This is a genomic window from Saccharibacillus qingshengii, assembly GCF_013185195.1.
In the GTDB taxonomy this organism is placed as follows: domain Bacteria; phylum Bacillota; class Bacilli; order Paenibacillales; family Paenibacillaceae; genus Saccharibacillus; species Saccharibacillus qingshengii.
This window is the reverse complement of sequence record NZ_JAAZWC010000013.1, coordinates 1-16,932: the sequence shown is the minus strand read 5'-3', so window position 1 is coordinate 16,932 and position 16,932 is coordinate 1. Positions and strand designations below refer to the sequence as shown.

Annotated in this window: 17 protein-coding genes; 10 read left to right on the top strand and 7 right to left on the bottom strand. The window is 57.2% G+C overall.

The window, feature by feature from the left end:
* Positions 1-104: 104 nt before the first annotated feature.
* A complete protein-coding gene (gene prli42 / locus HRQ60_RS12670) occupies positions 105-200 on the top strand; it encodes a stressosome-associated protein Prli42 (RefSeq protein ID WP_172196196.1) in 96 nt (31 codons plus the stop codon).
* A gap of 151 nt (positions 201-351) precedes the next feature.
* Here prli42 and HRQ60_RS12665 read toward each other — a convergent pair whose 3' ends face one another.
* The 5 genes from HRQ60_RS12665 to HRQ60_RS12645 all read right to left on the bottom strand — a co-directional run bounded on the left by HRQ60_RS12665 (position 352) and on the right by HRQ60_RS12645 (position 5,908).
* Positions 352-1,800 carry a dihydrolipoamide acetyltransferase family protein gene (locus tag HRQ60_RS12665; RefSeq protein WP_172196195.1) on the bottom strand — a complete coding sequence of 483 codons (1,449 nt, stop codon included), beginning with the start codon at positions 1,798-1,800 and terminating at the stop codon, positions 352-354.
* 27 nt (positions 1,801-1,827) lie between these two features.
* Positions 1,828-2,811: an alpha-ketoacid dehydrogenase subunit beta gene (locus HRQ60_RS12660; protein ID WP_172196194.1), complete on the bottom strand. Its 984-nt coding sequence runs from the start codon at positions 2,809-2,811 to the stop codon at positions 1,828-1,830.
* Position 2,812: 1 nt separating this feature from the next.
* Positions 2,813-3,850 carry a thiamine pyrophosphate-dependent dehydrogenase E1 component subunit alpha gene (locus HRQ60_RS12655; RefSeq protein WP_172196193.1) on the bottom strand — a complete coding sequence of 346 codons (1,038 nt, stop codon included), beginning with the start codon at positions 3,848-3,850 and terminating at the stop codon, positions 2,813-2,815.
* A gap of 355 nt (positions 3,851-4,205) precedes the next feature.
* Positions 4,206-5,627 carry a dihydrolipoyl dehydrogenase gene (gene lpdA / locus HRQ60_RS12650; protein ID WP_172196192.1) on the bottom strand — a complete coding sequence of 474 codons (1,422 nt, stop codon included), beginning with the start codon at positions 5,625-5,627 and terminating at the stop codon, positions 4,206-4,208.
* 68 nt (positions 5,628-5,695) lie between these two features.
* Positions 5,696-5,908: a hypothetical protein gene (locus HRQ60_RS12645; protein WP_172196191.1), complete on the bottom strand. Its 213-nt coding sequence runs from the start codon at positions 5,906-5,908 to the stop codon at positions 5,696-5,698.
* Positions 5,909-6,118: 210 nt separating this feature from the next.
* Here HRQ60_RS12645 and HRQ60_RS12640 point away from each other — a divergent pair, with 210 nt between their 5' ends.
* The 9 genes from HRQ60_RS12640 (at position 6,119) to HRQ60_RS12600 (ending at position 15,000) form a co-directional block, all read left to right on the top strand.
* Positions 6,119-6,526, top strand: a complete 408-nt coding sequence (locus HRQ60_RS12640; protein ID WP_172196190.1) for a GntR family transcriptional regulator — start codon at positions 6,119-6,121, stop codon at positions 6,524-6,526.
* Complete coding sequence (locus tag HRQ60_RS12635) at positions 6,523-7,623, top strand: DUF1648 domain-containing protein (protein WP_172196189.1); 1,101 nt, start codon at positions 6,523-6,525, stop codon at positions 7,621-7,623. The genes HRQ60_RS12640 and HRQ60_RS12635 overlap by 4 nt, the downstream gene beginning before the upstream one ends.
* A 171-nt stretch (positions 7,624-7,794) precedes the next feature.
* Positions 7,795-8,646, top strand: a complete 852-nt coding sequence (locus HRQ60_RS12630; protein WP_172196188.1) for an STM4015 family protein — start codon at positions 7,795-7,797, stop codon at positions 8,644-8,646.
* Positions 8,647-8,687: 41 nt separating this feature from the next.
* Entirely contained in the window at positions 8,688-9,998 is a 1,311-nt protein-coding gene (locus HRQ60_RS12625) for an STM4014 family protein (protein WP_172196187.1), read from the top strand.
* A gap of 5 nt (positions 9,999-10,003) precedes the next feature.
* On the top strand, positions 10,004-10,831 hold the full coding sequence (locus tag HRQ60_RS12620; protein WP_172196186.1) for an STM4013/SEN3800 family hydrolase: 828 nt from the start codon (positions 10,004-10,006) through the stop codon (positions 10,829-10,831).
* A 40-nt stretch (positions 10,832-10,871) separates the two neighbouring features.
* Complete coding sequence (locus HRQ60_RS12615) at positions 10,872-12,236, top strand: STM4012 family radical SAM protein (protein WP_172196185.1); 1,365 nt, start codon at positions 10,872-10,874, stop codon at positions 12,234-12,236.
* Positions 12,233-13,123 carry an STM4011 family radical SAM protein gene (locus tag HRQ60_RS12610; RefSeq protein WP_172196184.1) on the top strand — a complete coding sequence of 297 codons (891 nt, stop codon included), beginning with the start codon at positions 12,233-12,235 and terminating at the stop codon, positions 13,121-13,123. The genes HRQ60_RS12615 and HRQ60_RS12610 overlap by 4 nt, the downstream gene beginning before the upstream one ends.
* Positions 13,120-13,719 (top strand): adenylyl-sulfate kinase, encoded by a 600-nt coding sequence (gene cysC, locus HRQ60_RS12605; protein WP_172196183.1) that lies wholly within the window; start codon positions 13,120-13,122, stop codon positions 13,717-13,719. The genes HRQ60_RS12610 and cysC overlap by 4 nt, the downstream gene beginning before the upstream one ends.
* A 150-nt stretch (positions 13,720-13,869) precedes the next feature.
* Positions 13,870-15,000, top strand: coding sequence for a DNA alkylation repair protein (locus HRQ60_RS12600; RefSeq protein ID WP_172196182.1), 1,131 nt, complete (start codon positions 13,870-13,872; stop codon positions 14,998-15,000).
* Positions 15,001-15,116: 116 nt separating this feature from the next.
* On the opposite strand, the gene HRQ60_RS12595 is transcribed toward HRQ60_RS12600, so the two are convergent.
* Together HRQ60_RS12595 and HRQ60_RS12590 are read right to left on the bottom strand one after the other, a co-directional pair.
* Positions 15,117-15,257, bottom strand: coding sequence for a hypothetical protein (locus HRQ60_RS12595; RefSeq protein ID WP_172196181.1), 141 nt, complete (start codon positions 15,255-15,257; stop codon positions 15,117-15,119).
* Positions 15,258-15,434: 177 nt separating this feature from the next.
* Positions 15,435-16,355: a hypothetical protein gene (locus HRQ60_RS12590; protein WP_172196180.1), complete on the bottom strand. Its 921-nt coding sequence runs from the start codon at positions 16,353-16,355 to the stop codon at positions 15,435-15,437.
* Positions 16,356-16,932: the final 577 nt, after the last annotated feature.

Genomic DNA, 16,932 nt, shown 5'->3' with positions numbered 1-16,932 from the left:
TTTCTATCTTACAAGGAATTGCGCGAAAATCCAAAAAGGACGCCGAGAAAGCGGCAGCGGGCGTCTTCATCTCATCAATTTACGAAAAGAGGTTTGACGGCTTCATGCAGAACAAAAGATGGTTCAAAATTTTCATCTGGCTGATGATTATCGCAATGGTCGGTTCGGTATTCCTGGGTCTGCTGCAGATTTTAGTATAAGCGGACGTAGAAACTTTTGAATTGACAAAAAAAAGCTTCGACCGTACCCGGGAAACCGGGCAGGTCGAAGCTCTTTTTATCTATTTGAACCGAAAAACTTTTTGCGAATAGGCGGCCCGAACCGGAATCACGGATTCCGGCCGGCCCTGTCTTAATACAGCTTCGTATCCGGAGAGTAGCTTTCCAGATTTTCTTTGACCCGTTGCAGGAAACGGCCGCAGATCAGTCCGTCCAGAATCCGGTGATCCAGCGACAGACAGAAATTCGCCATCGACCGGACGCCGACCATATCGTTGATGACGACCGGACGCTTGACGATCGATTCGAACGTCAGCTGCGCGGCCTGCGGATAATTGATGATCGGCTGGGACAAGATGGAACCGAACGATCCCGTGTTGTTCACGGTAAACGTCCCCCCCTGCATATCGTCGATCTTCAAAGTGCGCTCGCGCGTACGGCGCGCCAGATCGTCGATCTCCATCGCGAGGCCCGCGATATTTTTTTGGTCGGCTTTTTTGATGACCGGGGTCAGCACCGAATCTTCCGTTCCGACCGCCAGCGAGATATTGATATCCCGTTTGACGATAATCTTGTCGACCGCCCACACGGAGTTCATGATCGGATAGTCTTTGATGGCATTGACGACCGCTTTGATCACGAATGCCGGATACGTCAGGTTGACGCCTTCGTTTCGTTTGAACTCGTCTTTGTGTTTGTTGCGCAGTTTGACCAGATTGGTCATATCGACTTCGATCATCATCCAGCCGTGCGGGATCTCCGTTACGCTCTGGCGCATCCGGCTCGCGATCGTGTTGCGGATCGGTGTGATATCGATATACGTCTCGTTGGCTCCGCGGCCGCCTTCTTCGATCTCGATCTTCGGCAGCTTCGGATTTTCGCTGAGGTGAAGACCCGAATGCCGCACTTCGTTTTGCGAAGAGAGCGAAGAAGAAGCGAACATCGGCGGCTGCGGCGCGGCGAACGAGGCCGCGGCGGGCTGCGGCGCGGCGAACGAGGCCGCGGCGGGCTGCGGCGCGGAAGGCGCCGTGGGAGCGGCCGATGCGGCCGCCTGGGACGCGCCTCCGTGCTCCAGATGCCGGAGCACGTCTTTGCGCGTGACCCGGCCGCCCATGCCGCTGCCGGGAATCACGGCCGGATCGAGGCCGTGCTGCGCGGCCAGCGCCTGTACGGCCGGCGAGTAGCGGGCGCGCATGCCGCCCGCTTCGCCGCCGGACGCGGCCTGCGGCGCGGCGGAAGCACCCGTAGGCGAAGCCGGGCGCACGGCCGGGCTTTGCGCAGCCGGTGCGGACGGCGCCGGCGCGGAAGCTTCCTCGGACGCTTCGCCTTCGGTTACGATGCGGCAGATGATCTCGCCTACGGCGATCTCCTGGCCTTCGTCAGCCAGCAGTTCGCCCATTACGCCTTCTTCCGTCGACGGAATCTCGGCGTTCACTTTATCGGTAATCACTTCGCAGATCGGCTCGTACAGATCGACGGTATCGCCCGGACGCTTCAGCCATTTGGAGATCGTCGCGGACACAAGCGATTCGGCGAGCTGGGGCATCGTGATATTTTTTTGCACGGAATTTGTTGTGCTCATTGCATTCACTCCTCTATTCGTACAGGACTAGTAAAGAGCCAGTTCTCTCATGGCGGTCAGCAGTTTGTCTTTGCTGAGCATGAAGAACTTCTCCTGCGGCGGATTGATCGGCATCGCCGGAGTGTCCGGACCGCACAGACGGCGGATCGGCGCATCCAGGTCGTACAGACATTCCTCGGCGATGATGGCGGCCACTTCGGCGCCTACGCCTCCGGTCTTGTTGTCTTCGTGCACGATCAGCACTTTGCCCGTGCGGCGAACCGCTTCGATGATCGCTTCGCGGTCGAGCGGCTGGATCGTACGCAGGTCAAGAATATGGCTGGTGATGCCTTCCTGCTCCAACTCTTCGGCGGCCTGCATCGCGAAATGCAGCGGCAGGCTGTAGCTGATTACGGTAATATCGTCGCCTTCGCGCAGCAGGTTCGCTTTGCCGATCGGAACGATATAATCGTCATCCGGCACATCTTCCTTGATCAGTTTATAGCACTTTTTGTTCTCGAAAAAGAGGACCGGGTCGGGATCGCGGATCGCCGCTTTGAGCAGCCCTTTGGCATCGTATGCCGAGTAAGGCGCGATGATCTTGAGACCCGGCGTTCCGAAAAAGATCGATTCGGGACACTGGGAATGATACAGACCGCCGAAGATGCCGCCGCCGATCGGCGCGCGCACGACAATCGGGCAGTCCCAGTCGTTATTCGAACGGTAGCGGATTTTGGCCGCTTCGCTGATAATCTGGTTGGTCGCGGGCAGCATAAAGTCCGAATACTGCATCTCCGCAATCGGCTTCATGCCCACCATGGCCGCGCCGATCGCAACGCCGGCAATCGCGGATTCCGCAAGCGGCGTATCGATGACCCGGTCTTCGCCGAACTGTTCCTGGAGTCCTTTGGTCGTCGTGAAGACGCCGCCTTTGACGCCTACGTCTTCGCCAAGAATAAAGACGGACGGATCGTTCTCCATCTCTTCTTTCATCGCGAGGCGAATCGCGGCGATATATTCCATCATCGGCATATCAGTTCAGTCCTCCCTGTCCGTCGCCATCGCCCGCATAGACGTGCAGCAGCGTGTCTTCCGCACGCGGATACGGCGCTTTGTCCGCATATTCCGTCGCTTCTTTCAATTCCTGGGCGATTTCTTTTACATATTCCGCTTCCTGTTCTTCGCTCCACAGTTCCGCTTCGATCAGGTACTGTTTGTAGCGCGGAAGTCCATCCTTTTTCCAGTTGTCATCGACTTCTTCCTGGGTACGGTAAGCCAGGTCGTTATCCGAAGTGGAATGCGGCGACAGACGGTACATCATCGCTTCGATCAGGGTCGGCCCTTCGCCGTTTACGCCGCGCTGCCGCGCTTCGCTGACCGCGCGGAACATTTCCAGCGCATCGTTGCCGTCCACCCGCAGTCCCGGGAAACCGTAGCCGAGCGCACGGTCGCTCACTTTGCCGGCCAGCTGTTTGGCAATCGGCACCGAGATCGCATACTGGTTATTTTCGCACATCATAATTACCGGAAGCTTCTGTACCCCGGCAAAGTTCGCGCCTTCGTGGAAATCGCCCTGGTTGCTCGAACCTTCGCCGAACGTTACGAACGATACCGCGCCTTCGCCGCGCATTTTGGAAGCCAGCGCCGCGCCTACCGCGTGCGGAACCTGGGTCGTAACCGGACTCGATCCGGTCAGAACGCGCAGCCGTTTGCTGCCGAAATGCCCGGGCATTTGGCGTCCTCCGCTGTTCGGATCTTCCGCTTTGGCAAAAGCCGACAGCATCAATTCGCGCGTCGTCATGCCTACCCCGAGCATAAAACCGTAATCGCGGTAATACGGCAGGAAGTAATCTTTACCCGTATCGAGGGCGAATGCCGCGGCGACCTGCGCCGTTTCCTGTCCGATCCCCGAGACGTGGAAGTTGATCTTGCCCGCCCGCTGCAGCAGATGGCAGCGTTCGTCGAATTTCCGGGCGAGCAGCATACATTTATACAGATCGACTGCGCGGCTGTCGTCCAGACCCACCTCGCGGTGCAGCTTGTTCGGTGCGGCTGTTGCTTTCTGGTTCATGGTGTGAACCTCCTTAAAAGTCGTAAACGATACTCGGCCTGTTCAGCCTTCTTCGGGATTCTCCCCGGTCTATACTTACCCGTCCGGCCGGATTTCTCTTCAGTCGAAAGGCTGTTCGTTCGCTGTCTAACACAACGTCTTAAAACCAGGTACTAATTCCGAACCCGAACCTATTATAATCCTTTTCCCGCAAAAAAGAAAAGCGCCGCTTTACCGCATCCACGCAAAAGGCCGGCCGGGTACGCCGAAAACCCGCTTCGACGCCGGCAGGAAGCCCGGAGCGAAGCGAGTGACACGGCGGAACATTCGGCAGCGGGTGCATACCTGCACGGCCCGCCGCCCTATTCGGTTGGACTCAGACGTTGATCGCGTTGCCGTCGATCGCGAGCATGGCTTCGCCAAGCGCTTCGGCCAGCGTCGGATGCGCATGGACGGCGCTGCCCACTTCCCAGGGCGTCGCGTCCAGCACGGCTGCAAGCGAGGCTTCGGCAATCAGCTCGGTTGCCTGCGGACCGATGATTTGCACGCCGACGAGGTCGTTCGTTTCCGTATCGACAACCACTTTCGCGAATCCGTCGGAATGTCCTTCGATAAGCGCTTTGGCGATCGCGGAGAACGGCACTTTCGCCGATTTTACGCTTCGGCCCATTTCACGGGCCCGAGCCTCGGTCAAGCCGATACTGCCGATCTGCGGATGCGTATACACGCAGCGCGGAACAAAAGTCGGATCGTAAATATGGCTCTCCTGACCGGCCAGGTGATTGACCGCGGCCAACCCTTCATGACTGGCCGCGTGCGCCAACTGCAGGCCGCCGATACAGTCGCCTACCGCATAAATATGCGATTCTCCGGTTTGGAAATGCGGATTGACCGCGATCACGCCGTTCGCGACGCGTATATCCGTATTTTCCAGACCGATGCCTTCGACATTCGCTGCGCGTCCGATGGATATGAACATCTGCGAAGCTTCCAGCGTGATTTCTTCTCCGCGGTGCGCAGCCGAGATCGAGATCCCGCCGTCCCCCGGCACATACGTATCGGGCTTCAGTTCGACTTCCGTCAAGATCTTCACTCCGCGTTTTTCGAGCAGACGGGCAAGTTCCCTTGCCGCTTCTTCGTCTTCGCCCGGCAGAATCTGTTTGGCCATTTCGATCAGCGTGACCTTGACGCCGAAGTCGCACAGCATCGATGCCCATTCCACGCCGATCACGCCGCCTCCGACGATCAGAATCGATTCCGGCAGTTTGTCCAGGTCCACCGCTTCGTCGCTGCTGAGAATAAGTGTGCCGTCAGGTTCCAGGCCCGGAATGACGCGCGGACGGGAACCGGTTGCGATAATCAGATTGTCCGATACGACCGTCTCCATCTCGCCGTCCGGAAATTCGACCGCCACCGCTCCGCTGCGCGGCGAGAAGATCGAAGGACCGATGATCCGGCCGCTGCCTTCGATCACGCGGATTTTGTTTTTGCGCATCAGATACTGGACGCCCTGATGAAGCTTGTCGACGATCTCGCGCTTGCGCGCCTGGACTTTCGGAAATACAAGCCGTCCTCCGTCCGTCTCGATGCCGTAGGTTTCCGCCTGGTTGAGCAGCGCATAGACTTCCGCGCTGCGCAGCAGCGATTTGGTCGGGATACAGCCCCGGTGCAGGCAGGTGCCTCCCAGTTTCCCGCGTTCGATAATAACAACGTCCTTGCCGAGCTGCGCCGCCCTGATTGCGGCCACATATCCGCCTGTTCCTCCGCCGAGTACGGCGACATCGCATGTAATGGTCATTCGCTGTTTTCCCTCCATTTATATTCGTATTGGCCGTACGGCCACTGTTCGTGCCGCCCGATTCCTGCTTATTCGTACAAAGCGTCCCGCAGCTTGGTCGACATGTTCGGCTTGTTCCCGCTCACTTTTAACAAAGCTTCGCGCAGACGGTTGTTTCGCGCTTCCGATTCTTCCAACCTTCGCAGCAGACCTTCGATCCACTCGGTTTCGCCGGCTTCCAGTACACCGCGTTCACATAGACGCTTCAAATATTCCGAATCGTCCTCCATATGTTCCTTCATTACCGTTCATCCTTCCGTTTCCCGCTTCAAGCCGCCTGCGGGCAGGTTTCATTCCCCGGCTTCCGGCTCGTCTTTTCTAGCATACCACGAGTTTGCGCATTTTTCTTCCGCAGCCCCTGGGCACGGTTTGCTTGTTCTTTTTCCAAGTTGTTGACGGATCGTTCTATCTGTTATACTATAAATATAACAAAAAAATAAAGGAGGGGTCACATGTTCGTCGAGCTCGATTTGCAGTCCGAGGTTCCGATCTACAAGCAGTTGGCCGACCAGTTGGTGGAAGGGATCGCTTCGGGCACGCTCGCTCCGGGTCAGGCGCTTCCGTCCGTCCGCACGCTGGCAGCCGATCTCGGTATCAATCTCCATACGGTCAACAAAGCTTACCAGTCGCTGAAGCAGGAAGGGTTTCTCGAAATCCATCGCAAAAAAGGCGTAATCGTCCAGCCCGGACCGCTCCCGACCGCAGATGAGACTTTCAAAACCCGTCTGCGCCGGGATCTGCGTCCGCTGGCGGCCGAAGCTCTGGTTCGCGGCATGAACGAGCAGGAATTGACCGAATTAATGCAAACCTTGTACCGCAGTATTCAAAATCCCCCGTCCGAAGGAGGCACTTCCCGATGAATTCCACAACCGCTTTCGTATGGATTACGGTCGTGATCGACCTGATCTGGCTGCTGTCGCTGATTGGCCTGCCTTTCTTGATGAATGCCATGCTGATGGGCGTGTACGTTCCGCCGCAGGAACGCAGTCTGCCGCAGCTCCGGGCTATCCGCCTACGCTTTCTGATGATCAGCTTGTCCGGCGCTTTGCTTGGCGGCCTGCTGTCATTCGCCGCTTACCGCTTGTCGGACGGCTCGGAAGGCTGGACGCTGTCTTGCCTGCTTGTTCTCCAAGCCGCCGCCGTGATCGCCGCCTGGGCTTTCTCCCGCCGCCAGGCGCTGGCTCTCAAAGCGCAGCGCGGCTGGAAAGCTCCCGATTCTTCCAAACGGACCGCTTATATCGGAACGGACACGCAGAAGAACCCGGCCGGTATCCGCGCTTGGGCTTATCTGCTGCATGTGGCGATTATCGCGCTCTGCGCCCTGCTGACTGTACTGAGCTGGGACCGTATTCCCGATCTTGTCCCGATGCATTTCGACGCCGCAGGCCTGCCGGACCGTTACGCGGCCAAGTCGATGGGGAGCGTGTTTACTTTGAACCTGCTTCAGATTCTGATCACGGGACTGTTTGCCGGTATTCACTTCTCCGTAGGGCGGACGCGCCAGAATCTCGATCCGGCCGATCCGCGGGGCTCCCTGCGCAAACAAACCCTTTTTCGCGGGGCTAACGCTTACGTGCTGTATACGCTGTCCCTGGTCGTCGTGCTGATGTTCGGCTGGATTCAAGCTCGCAGCACCTACGATTTCCGCGGCACGCTGCCCATCGGATACGCGCTCGCTTTTCTGCTGCTGCTCACGGTGATGCTTGCCGCATTCTTCATCTATCTGAAAAAACGGGGCCTCGACGATACGGGAACCAACCGGCATCACGGCGAAGACCGGTATTGGCGCGGCGGAGCTTTTTACTGCAACCCGCAGGATCCCGCCATTATGGTAGAAAAAAGGATCGGTTTCGGCTGGACCTTCAACTTTGCGCGGCCGGCAAGCTGGTTGATTCTGGCCGCTATCTTGTTTCTGCCTGCGGCTGCGATCGTGATCGCTTTTACGGCAGGAAGCTGACACTTCCCCTGTGCTGTCCGTCCCTTTGCGGGATGGGCAGCTTTTTCTCGTTTGTCCCTTTTTGAAAGAAAGCGAATAAGAACATAAGTTCTTATTTTTGACTTGACTCCCTGATGCTGCTGATGTTAGGTTGTTTCTAGATTCTATTACTTATTTGCGGGAGGGATCGGCATGACGGAAATCAAATTAAGCATCGGATACGACGAGTATGAAGCGGGGCAGCAAATGGATCAAAAGTTGGAGGAATTGGCGAATACGCCTGAAGCGGCGCAGCTCTCGAAGCTGGTGATCGGCGACTGGGGCGGCACGTACGAGAACTCGTCGGAACCTATCGTCGAAACGCTCGTTCGCTTGAAAGACCGTTTTCCTGCGCTGAGAAGTCTGTTTATCGGCGATATGGACTCCGAAGAATGCGAAGTGTCCTGGATCATGCAGTCCGACCTGAATCCGCTGTTTGCGGCTTTTCCGGATCTGCAGTCGCTGACGGTCAAAGGCAGTACCGATCTTGCGCTCGGCCAAGTCGAACATGCCAAGCTGGAAGAACTGATTATTATCTGCGGAGGCCTTCCCTCGGAAGTATTGGCTTCGGTCGCACAGGCCAAACTGCCTTCCCTACGCAAACTCGAACTCTACATAGGCGTGGAAAATTACGGCTTCAACGGGAACCTTGAATACATCCTCTCGGTCGCTAAGCCGGGTCTGTTCCCGAATCTGGTCTATCTGGGCCTCAAGAACAGCGAAATTCAAGACGAGATCGCGGCCGCGCTGGCCCAGTCCGACATTCTGGACCAGCTCGAAACGCTGGACTTGTCCGAAGGCACACTCACCGACACGGGCGCGGAAGCCCTGCTGGCAAGCGAGAAAATCCGCCGACTCCAGGCGCTCGATCTGCACCATCATTTCATGTCCGAAGCGATGACGCGCAAAGTCGCCGAACAACTGCCGCAGGCCGACGTGAGCGACCGCGAGGAGACGGATAAGTACAACGGCGAGGAATATCGTTATCCAGCTCTGACCGAATGAGCGAGTCTAATGCGAACCCGGTCGGAGCCCGCTCTGACCGAATGAGCGAGTCTAATGCGAACCCGGTCGGAGCCCGCTCTGACCGACTAGAGGGTTATCCCCCTCTTCCCGATCCTTCGACCGCTCCGCTTATTCTGATCGGCCACCCCGGAAACGAACGCACCGAAGGCATGCGGCTGGCCCGGCGTGCAGCGGGGCTGCCCGAGCCGATCGTCGTTCCGTATGCGCGGCTTCTCTCGGGCGTGCCGCTCGGCGAAGCGGCACGGGAAGCCGGACTTCCGGCAGGAACCGTGCCGGTAATCCGGCTTGATGCTCCGGGCGAACATTTCGGCGCGGAACGCGCCCTGATCGCGCTCGGCTCTCCCGAACAGGACGACGGCGACGAGCTGCTGCCGCTGCGCGAACGCCGCGATCCGTACCGGATGCCGGAGCGGCAGGCACTGGCGCTCGAAGAGCGGCCGATACGGCTGATGCATCCATCGCAGTGGTTCCGCGGCTTCTGCCGGCTGCTGGCGCGAATACGTTCGGAAGCGGCGGAATCTTGGCCGACGGCATCGTTCTGGAACGACCCGGCGGAGATCGCCGTCATGTTCGATAAACGGGCTTGTCATCGCCGGCTGACCGAAGCGGGCGTACGCGTCCCTGATCTGCTGGCCGAACCGGAAACCTTAAGCAGCTACGAAGCCGTGCGGGAAGCCATGCTGAATCGGCGGATGCATCGGGTCTTTCTGAAGCTGGCTTTCGGCTCGGCGGCTTCCGGCGTGATCGCGTATCAGATCAATCCCCGCACCGGCGCCGAACGGGCGACCACCACGCTGGATGCCGAAGTCTATATTCAGCGTCCGGGAATTTTCTACAATTCGAAGCAGGTCCGAACCCTCGACGATCCCGTGAAAATCCGGACGCTGATCGGCTATCTGTGCGGACACGGCGTCCATGCCGAACGCTGGATCCCCAAAGCTTCGCTGGACGGAAGCCCTCTCGACTTGAGGCAGCTTGTCGCTTTCGGCGAAGCCGGGCACTCCGTGATTCGGGCGGGCGAGACGCCGATTACCAATCTGCATCTACGAAGCCGGCGCCTCTCCCTTGCACAATCGGGACTGCCGCAAAGCTCGCTGACCGCGGCGACCCGCGAAGCGCTCGCAGCCATGCGGACGTTCCCCGGTTCGGTTTCGGCAGGCATCGATGTGCTGACCGACCGCAATACCGGCTGCCCCTATATCGTCGATGTCAATCCGTTCGGCGATCTGCTGCGCCGCGTACAGGTAGACGGAGACGATCCGTATACCTGGCAGATGCGCCGCTGGCTCGACCTCTCGAAGCGCGGCGCCGGAATGATTCAAGGAGGATAGGAACCATGAACCTCAGCTCCGCAAGTGAGCAAATACCCGTCAAACACTCCGTCGATATGAACCAAGTCGTCGGTACGCACGATATTCTGATGATTACGCTCGATACGCTGCGCTACGATACCGCCGTGCTCGAGCAGGAAAACTGTCCGAACCTGTGCGGCAGCGGCCCGTGGGAGAAACGGCATTCGCCCGGCAGTTTCACCTATGCGGCGCATCATGCGTTCTTTGGCGGATTTCTTCCGACGCCTGCCGATCCGGACAAATCTTCCCATGTGCGCTTGTTCCATTCCCGCAACACCGGCATGAAGACGCATCCGCATACGTGGCTGTTCGATACGCCGGACCTCGTATCCGGACTGGCCGCCGAAGGCTACCATACGCTGTGTATCGGCGGGGTTATCTTTTTCACCAAAAAAGTACCGCTCGCCCGCGTGCTGCCCGGCTACTTCCAGCGGAGCTTCTGGCGGATGAATTTCGGGGTGACCCATCCGCAGTCCACCAAGCACCAAGTGGATCATGCACTGAAAATTCTCGATACGATTCCGACGGATGAACGGTTCTTCCTGTTTGTCAACGTCTCCGCGATGCACGGTCCGAACCATATTTTCCTGCCCGGTGCCAAACGCGATTCCGTCGACAGCCAGCGCGCCGCGCTGCGTTATGCCGATGCGGAACTCGGCCGCCTGTTCGATGCGGTGCGGCGCCGCAGCAATCCGGCATTCTGCATGGCTTTATCGGATCACGGAACCGCCTACGGCGAAGACGGATACGAAGGACACCGCTTGGCGCACGAGACGGTCTGGACCGTCCCGTACCGGGAATTCATGCTTTGACGCAGTTCTCCAAATCCCTCCCGAAAGGAGTGTATTGCCCATGACCGAAACGGCTGTCTATCCAAAAGAGCACGTCCAGACCTGGAAAAAGGAATTGGCCGCCGCTCCTTATCGTTCCTATTTATATTCGTATCCGCATAAGACCGCTTACCGTACGTTCGAGCAGCCGAAACGACTGTCCGAACTCTGGAAAAACGAGCCTGCGGAAAGTTACTTCCTGTATATGCATATCCCGTTTTGCGGAGCGCGCTGCGGATTCTGCAATCTGTTCACGCTGCCGGACAAACGGGAAGATGTGCACAAACGTTATGTCGACGCTCTGGAGCGTCAGGCAACGCAGTGGGCCGAGCTGGCAAACCGCCCTTTTGCCCGATTTGCGATCGGCGGCGGAACACCGACCCTGCTGCGTCCGGATCAGCTCGAGCGTTTGTTCGATATCGCCGAAAACATAATGGGGCTGGATCGGGCCCAAGCTTCGATCTCCGTAGAAACATCGCCCGAAACGATCGATTCCGAGCGGCTTGGCGTGCTTCAGGCACACGGCGTCGACCGGGTGAGCATGGGCATCCAGAGCTTTATCGAAGCCGAGGCGGCTGCGATCTATCGCCCGCAGAATCCAAGCGAAGTCCGGCGGGCGCTGAATCTGCTGCAGAAGTTCGATTTCCCCCTGCTCAATCTGGACCTTATCTACGGCCTGCCCGGACAAACGCGGGAATCCTGGCTGTATTCGCTTGACGAAGCCCTTCATTACGAGCCGGGCGAAATCTTCATCTATCCGCTTTATACACGGGAGCATACGATTCTCAAACCGGGCGACATGCCGGCTGCCGGCACGGACGATCCCCGTATGGATCTCTATCTTACGGCCTGCGAACGTTTGGAAGAACGCGGCTATCAGCAGTTCTCCATGCGCCGGTTTGCCCGCAAAGGTACGGTCGGGCATTCGCCGTCCAAAAGTCCGATCGCTTACGGCTGTCAGGAAGAAGGCATGATGGGCCTCGGCTGCGGAGCCCGTTCCTATACCCGAAATGTGCATTATGCCTCGCGTTATGGCGTCAGCCGCCGGGCAACGGAAAGTATTATCGCCGATTATGTGGCCGCACAACGATACGACCATGCCGACTACGGTTTCGAGCTGGACCGGGCCGAGCAGCGTCTGCGCTTTGTGCTCAAAGGTATTCTGCACAGCGAAGGACTCCACCTTGACGAATATGCCGAGCGTTTTGGAGCCGGAGCTTTCGAGGAGCTCCCGCAGTTGAACCTGCTGACCCAGTCGGGTCTGGCCGCGGTCGAAGACGGGGTACTGCGCATGGGACGGGAAGGGCTCGGTTACTCCGATTCGATCGGCGACTGGTTGATTTCGGAACCGGTACGCGAGCGGATGCAGGAATTCGTGCTGCCATGAGAGCGACCTTGTATTTCCGCGGTTCCTTGTCGTCCTGCAATTATTCGTGCCCTTACTGCCCGTTCAGCAAGACGATCGACAGTGCCGAGACACTCGAGAAAGACCGGATTCAGGTTCGGCGTTTTGTCGACTGGGCCGCCGCCCAGGAAGCGTTGGGACACCGCCTATCCATTTTCTTCAATCCGTACGGCGAAGGACTGGTTCACCGCTGGTATCGGGAAGCGATGATCGAATTGTCGCATATGGGTCATGTGGAGAAAGTCGCGATTCAAACGAATTTGTCGGCCAAGCTTGACTGGACGGAACGGCTGAACCCCGCCACAGCCGCTTTCTGGGCGACTTATCATCCCGGAGAAACAAGCGAAGAACGTTTTCTTGAGCGCTGCCTGGATCTCTATCAACGCGGAATTCCGTTCAGCGTCGGAAGCGTCGGCGTACGCAGCGCTTTCGAATCGATCGAATCGCTGCGGCGCGGACTTCCGGAAGAAGTATACCTGTGGATCAATGCTTTCAAAGACCGCAAAAATTATTATACCGACGGCGAAATAGAGCGTCTGCGCGCTGTAGACCCTTTGTTCGAGCTTAACCTCCCGGATTACGCCAGCCTCGGCAGGGCTTGCCGGACCGGGGAATCGGTATTTTTCGTACAGGGACCCGGAATCATCAAACGCTGTTACAGCGACCGGCGCGTGATCGGGCATCTGTACCGCAGCGAGCTCGAAGAACTGGCCCAGGTGCGCCCCTGCGGCATGAAGACCTGCGGCTGCTATATCGGGTATGCGCATATGCCGGAGCTCGATCTCGGCCGTTATTACGGCGAAGGCCTGCTGGAACGACGGAGACTGCCGGATCAGCGTCCTTCCATCCATGCAGGAGGTGTCCGATGAATCTTCCCGATCCCGTTCAACTCGCATCCTTGAAGCCTCAGCTTGTTCCGGAATCACCTATTTCTTCGAACGTAACGCCGCCGGCACGTACGCTTTGGCTGACAGGTCTCCCCTGTTCCGGCAAAACGACTACTGCGCTCGCGCTCGCGGAAGCTATGATGGAGCGGCGGATTCCTGTCGAAGTGCTGGACGGCGACGAGCTGCGCAGACAGATCGGCGGAGGCCTGGGCTTCAGCCGCGAAGACCGGATGGAAAATGTACGCCGGGCCGTTTATGTGGCGGGACTGCTGAACAAGCATGGCGTAACGGCGTTGGTCTCCATGATCAGTCCTTATGCACAGATGCGCGATTATGCGCGCAGCATGCTTCCGGGATTTGCCGAGATTTATGTGGAGTGTCCGCTCGAAGAATGCGAACGGCGCGATGTCAAAGGGATGTACGCGAAGGCAAGGCGGGGCGAAATCGCCGCTTTTACAGGCGTTTCCGACCTTTATGAACCTCCACTCTCTCCCCAGCTCACCATTCGTACCGATAGGGCCTCGCTCGAGGCAAACGTGAACCGGCTGATGCACATATTCGCCCCGTCCACCCCATAAAAAAGGTCTGCGGGGTCCGGTTTAAAATCGAATATCTCCGCAAAACACGCCCAACCGGACATTCAGCTGTCCGGTTGGGCGTGTTAGGCTGGAAAAGCAATCATTCGTATCAGGAGCTGCAGCGCTTGGGCGGCTCAAGGAGGAAATCCGATGGCTGAACCTTTGAAATTGATATACACCGAAACTTTTCTTCAGACTTTCGCAGCTCAGCTGCAATCCGTCTATCCGCTTTTTGAGAGCCGGCGATTTGTCGACGAGGTTATGGGCGAAGGCTGGGAGATTCTTGAACTGAAAGCGCGTATCCGGCGGATCTCGTCTGTACTCGGGCGTTTTCTGCCGCTGCCTTTTGCGGAAGCCCTGGATATTCTTTATCGCATCGACGAGGCGTGCACAGGTTTCCCCTATCTTTTTTTCCCCGACTTCGTCGAAGTGTATGGCACTTCGGAGGACGACTTCGAACTTGCACTGGATGCCCTGGAACGGTTCACTTCCAGATCGTCGTCCGAATTCGCTATCCGCTTCTTCCTGCTGCGGGAACCGGAGCGGACGCTTCAGCGCATGCATCTGTGGGCTTGCAGCGACAGCGAGCATGTCCGCCGTCTGGCCAGCGAAGGCTGCCGGCCGCGTCTGCCCTGGGGACAGGCCCTTCCGGTATTCAAACGCAATCCGGATCCGGTCCTTGAACTGCTGGAGACGCTCAAAGCCGATCCGTCGCTCTACGTTCGCAAGAGCGTGGCCAATAACCTCAACGATATAGCCAAAGATCACCCCGACCGGATCAAAGAAACGGCTCTGCGCTGGTACGGCAGCGATCCGCGAACCGACTGGATCGTCCGGCATGGCTGTCGGGGCCTGCTGCGCGCAGCCGATCCGGCTGTTCTCTCGCTGTTCGGTTACACCGCCGCAGGCAGCGAAGAAGCGGTCCCGCTGATCGAAACGGCCTCGATCTCCGTCTCGCCGGATTCGATCGCGGTAGGCGGCAGCGTCGAACTCCGTATCGAAGGACAGATGCGTCTCGGCGGACCGTACCGGATCCGGCTTGAATATGCGATCGACTTCGTCAAAGCTTCCGGACGGACTTCGCGCAAACTGTTTCGGCTGAGCGACAAAACGATTGCCGGAGGAGAAAGGTTCTCTATCGTTCGCAGACATCGTTTCGCCGATCTGACAACCCGCCGTCATTATCCCGGTGTGCACCGGATCTCGCTGATCGTGAACGGCGCCGAATATGCACAGACTTCGCTGACTCTGCATGCCCCCTCGCCGGTTTCCGATTCATAAGCAAAAGGATAGACAAAGAAAAAGAATGAGACCCACGAACAAAGCCGCCCCGAGAATCGGAGGCGGCTTTGTATGCAAACGGAAATCTATGGAATTCGGATCAAGGACAATTGTCGTTATCTCATGGAGATTTCCGCTTGTTCTTCGCGTTCGGCCCCGTTCTCTTCTTCGGGCTTGCCGGACTTCGAACCGTACAGGATGAAATTGACTTCTTCCAGCACGTCGGAAAATTGCGGGAGCATTTGATTATTTTGCATGATTCTTCCTCACCTTACTTCAGTCTAATATAACGTATCCATTTTATTATTAAACCTTTCGCCAAAAGCTGAAACCGTTTTTAAGCTTTCGGAGAAGCGGTTCCGGATACGTTTCTGAAGTTTGGAAGAGCCGCCTTTATAAATATCGGTTTTGAGCGGTCGTTCCATAATATCCTTTTATTTCTTTTTTCTTTTTGGGCGGGTTTTTTTCTCTTTTTGCTTGGCTGCGGCCCGAAGCTGGCGTCTTTGTTCCAATTCCATTTCCCTTTTCAAGTACAGTTCCATCGTATTTTCCGGATGTTCCGACGCAAAGCGCATAAATTTCTTCAAATGTTCATTATATTTGTCTTTGCCGAACACACGGCCGTTCTCGCGCAGGAACGTTTCGAGCAGCCGATGCGGATCTCCGGTCTTTTTTAACGTATCAAAATCCGACAGGACCCGGAGAATCCGTGAAGCGATCCTCTCCGCCTGCTGCTGCATCCGCTCTTCGTCCAGCCGCTCGTCTTCGGGATACGTATGGGAAAAAATAAGAAAAATACCGCCGACTCCGTAAAGGGCCAGCATATCCGCCAGATCGACCGAGTCCGCGCTGACCCGACTTGTCCACTCCAGCGAAGCGCGGTCCGGATGGGTAAAAATGTTCAGAAATCCGTATACATCCGTCAGCTCGAACGAAATTTGTTCGTAAGCGTACTTCATGACGCCCAAGTTGCTGCCCATCACTTCTTGCGCCGCGTCGGGATCGATCGTTTCGGGAGCCGTCCGGTATTGAAACAGACGTGCCGAATGTTCGAAAGCGACCCGGATTTGTACCGGCGCTTCGACGACCAAACCTCCTTCGCGCAGCAGAACGGCCGCCGACAAAGAATTTGCGATTCGCTGAAGCAGCGCACCCTCATAGAAATCTTCTTCCGTTTCCGCGTAGTCGCGTGCGATTTCGATCAATTCGTGCATATAGCCAAGCGTCTCGTCGCGGACGGAACCGGCATGTTCGGGCGCTTCCGTGAGCGACGAAGGCCGCCAATCGGAATTAACGGTTTCTTCGATCCCCTCCACTCCCATATCGGGCTTGGAGCGTTCATCCTTATGCATCATCGAGATTCCTCCTTCCTTACCAAAACGTAAGCCGCACCGTCCTGACCGCGTTCGCGGAGATCCCGTTCGACCTGGAACGCGATAACCGCCGTCCGAATCTGCCGTGGTTACGGCCCGATTTTGTCTTTTTGGACTCCCGTCGCATTCTTTTCATTGTAACGGTTTTGACGTCGGCGTTTCAACTTATCCGGCTTTTCCCATAAAGGATGTCTACATCCTTTTTGAGGGTAAAAAAGGATTTCGGGAATGCCGGGTCGAATGCTTAGAGCGGAACGCCTGGAGCAGGGTTGTGACGAAGCGTTAGCTGCTGTCATGGGGCGAACCGACCGAAGTCGCAGCGCAGAGCAGCGCCAAAGGTCCGGTCGAAGTCTGGGTCTACATGAGAGGCGGGCTTACCTGGCAGGCCGTCGCTTTCCTGAAAGGGAAAGTCCTCGGGGTGCTGTAAGCCGCTTCCGCACCGATTCTGGCATAAAATCGCAAAAAAAAGGTGGTCCGCATTCTAAACTGTACCCCTTGTAAAGGACACATTGAAAAAAAGGTTAGGACACGTGAAGAAGCTGCTGCCTGTATGTTGCAG

What these genes read in the sequence shown, in the direction of transcription:
- HRQ60_RS12595 (WP_172196181.1), bottom strand. Translation starts at nt 15,257, where the DNA reads ATGCAAAATAATCAAATGCTCCCGCAATTTTCCGACGTGCTGGAAGAA.
- HRQ60_RS12660 (WP_172196194.1), bottom strand. Translation starts at nt 2,811, where the DNA reads ATGCCGATGATGGAATATATCGCCGCGATTCGCCTCGCGATGAAAGAA.
- HRQ60_RS12665 (WP_172196195.1), bottom strand. Translation starts at nt 1,800, where the DNA reads ATGAGCACAACAAATTCCGTGCAAAAAAATATCACGATGCCCCAGCTC.
- HRQ60_RS12600 (WP_172196182.1), top strand. Translation starts at nt 13,870, where the DNA reads ATGGCTGAACCTTTGAAATTGATATACACCGAAACTTTTCTTCAGACT.
- HRQ60_RS12640 (WP_172196190.1), top strand. Translation starts at nt 6,119, where the DNA reads ATGTTCGTCGAGCTCGATTTGCAGTCCGAGGTTCCGATCTACAAGCAG.
- HRQ60_RS12630 (WP_172196188.1), top strand. Translation starts at nt 7,795, where the DNA reads ATGACGGAAATCAAATTAAGCATCGGATACGACGAGTATGAAGCGGGG.
- HRQ60_RS12610 (WP_172196184.1), top strand. Translation starts at nt 12,233, where the DNA reads ATGAGAGCGACCTTGTATTTCCGCGGTTCCTTGTCGTCCTGCAATTAT.
- HRQ60_RS12590 (WP_172196180.1), bottom strand. Translation starts at nt 16,355, where the DNA reads ATGATGCATAAGGATGAACGCTCCAAGCCCGATATGGGAGTGGAGGGG.
- HRQ60_RS12620 (WP_172196186.1), top strand. Translation starts at nt 10,004, where the DNA reads ATGAACCTCAGCTCCGCAAGTGAGCAAATACCCGTCAAACACTCCGTC.
- cysC (WP_172196183.1), top strand. Translation starts at nt 13,120, where the DNA reads ATGAATCTTCCCGATCCCGTTCAACTCGCATCCTTGAAGCCTCAGCTT.
- HRQ60_RS12635 (WP_172196189.1), top strand. Translation starts at nt 6,523, where the DNA reads ATGAATTCCACAACCGCTTTCGTATGGATTACGGTCGTGATCGACCTG.
- HRQ60_RS12645 (WP_172196191.1), bottom strand. Translation starts at nt 5,908, where the DNA reads ATGAAGGAACATATGGAGGACGATTCGGAATATTTGAAGCGTCTATGT.
- HRQ60_RS12655 (WP_172196193.1), bottom strand. Translation starts at nt 3,850, where the DNA reads ATGAACCAGAAAGCAACAGCCGCACCGAACAAGCTGCACCGCGAGGTG.
- lpdA (WP_172196192.1), bottom strand. Translation starts at nt 5,627, where the DNA reads ATGACCATTACATGCGATGTCGCCGTACTCGGCGGAGGAACAGGCGGA.
- HRQ60_RS12625 (WP_172196187.1), top strand. Translation starts at nt 8,688, where the DNA reads ATGAGCGAGTCTAATGCGAACCCGGTCGGAGCCCGCTCTGACCGACTA.
- prli42 (WP_172196196.1), top strand. Translation starts at nt 105, where the DNA reads ATGCAGAACAAAAGATGGTTCAAAATTTTCATCTGGCTGATGATTATC.
- HRQ60_RS12615 (WP_172196185.1), top strand. Translation starts at nt 10,872, where the DNA reads ATGACCGAAACGGCTGTCTATCCAAAAGAGCACGTCCAGACCTGGAAA.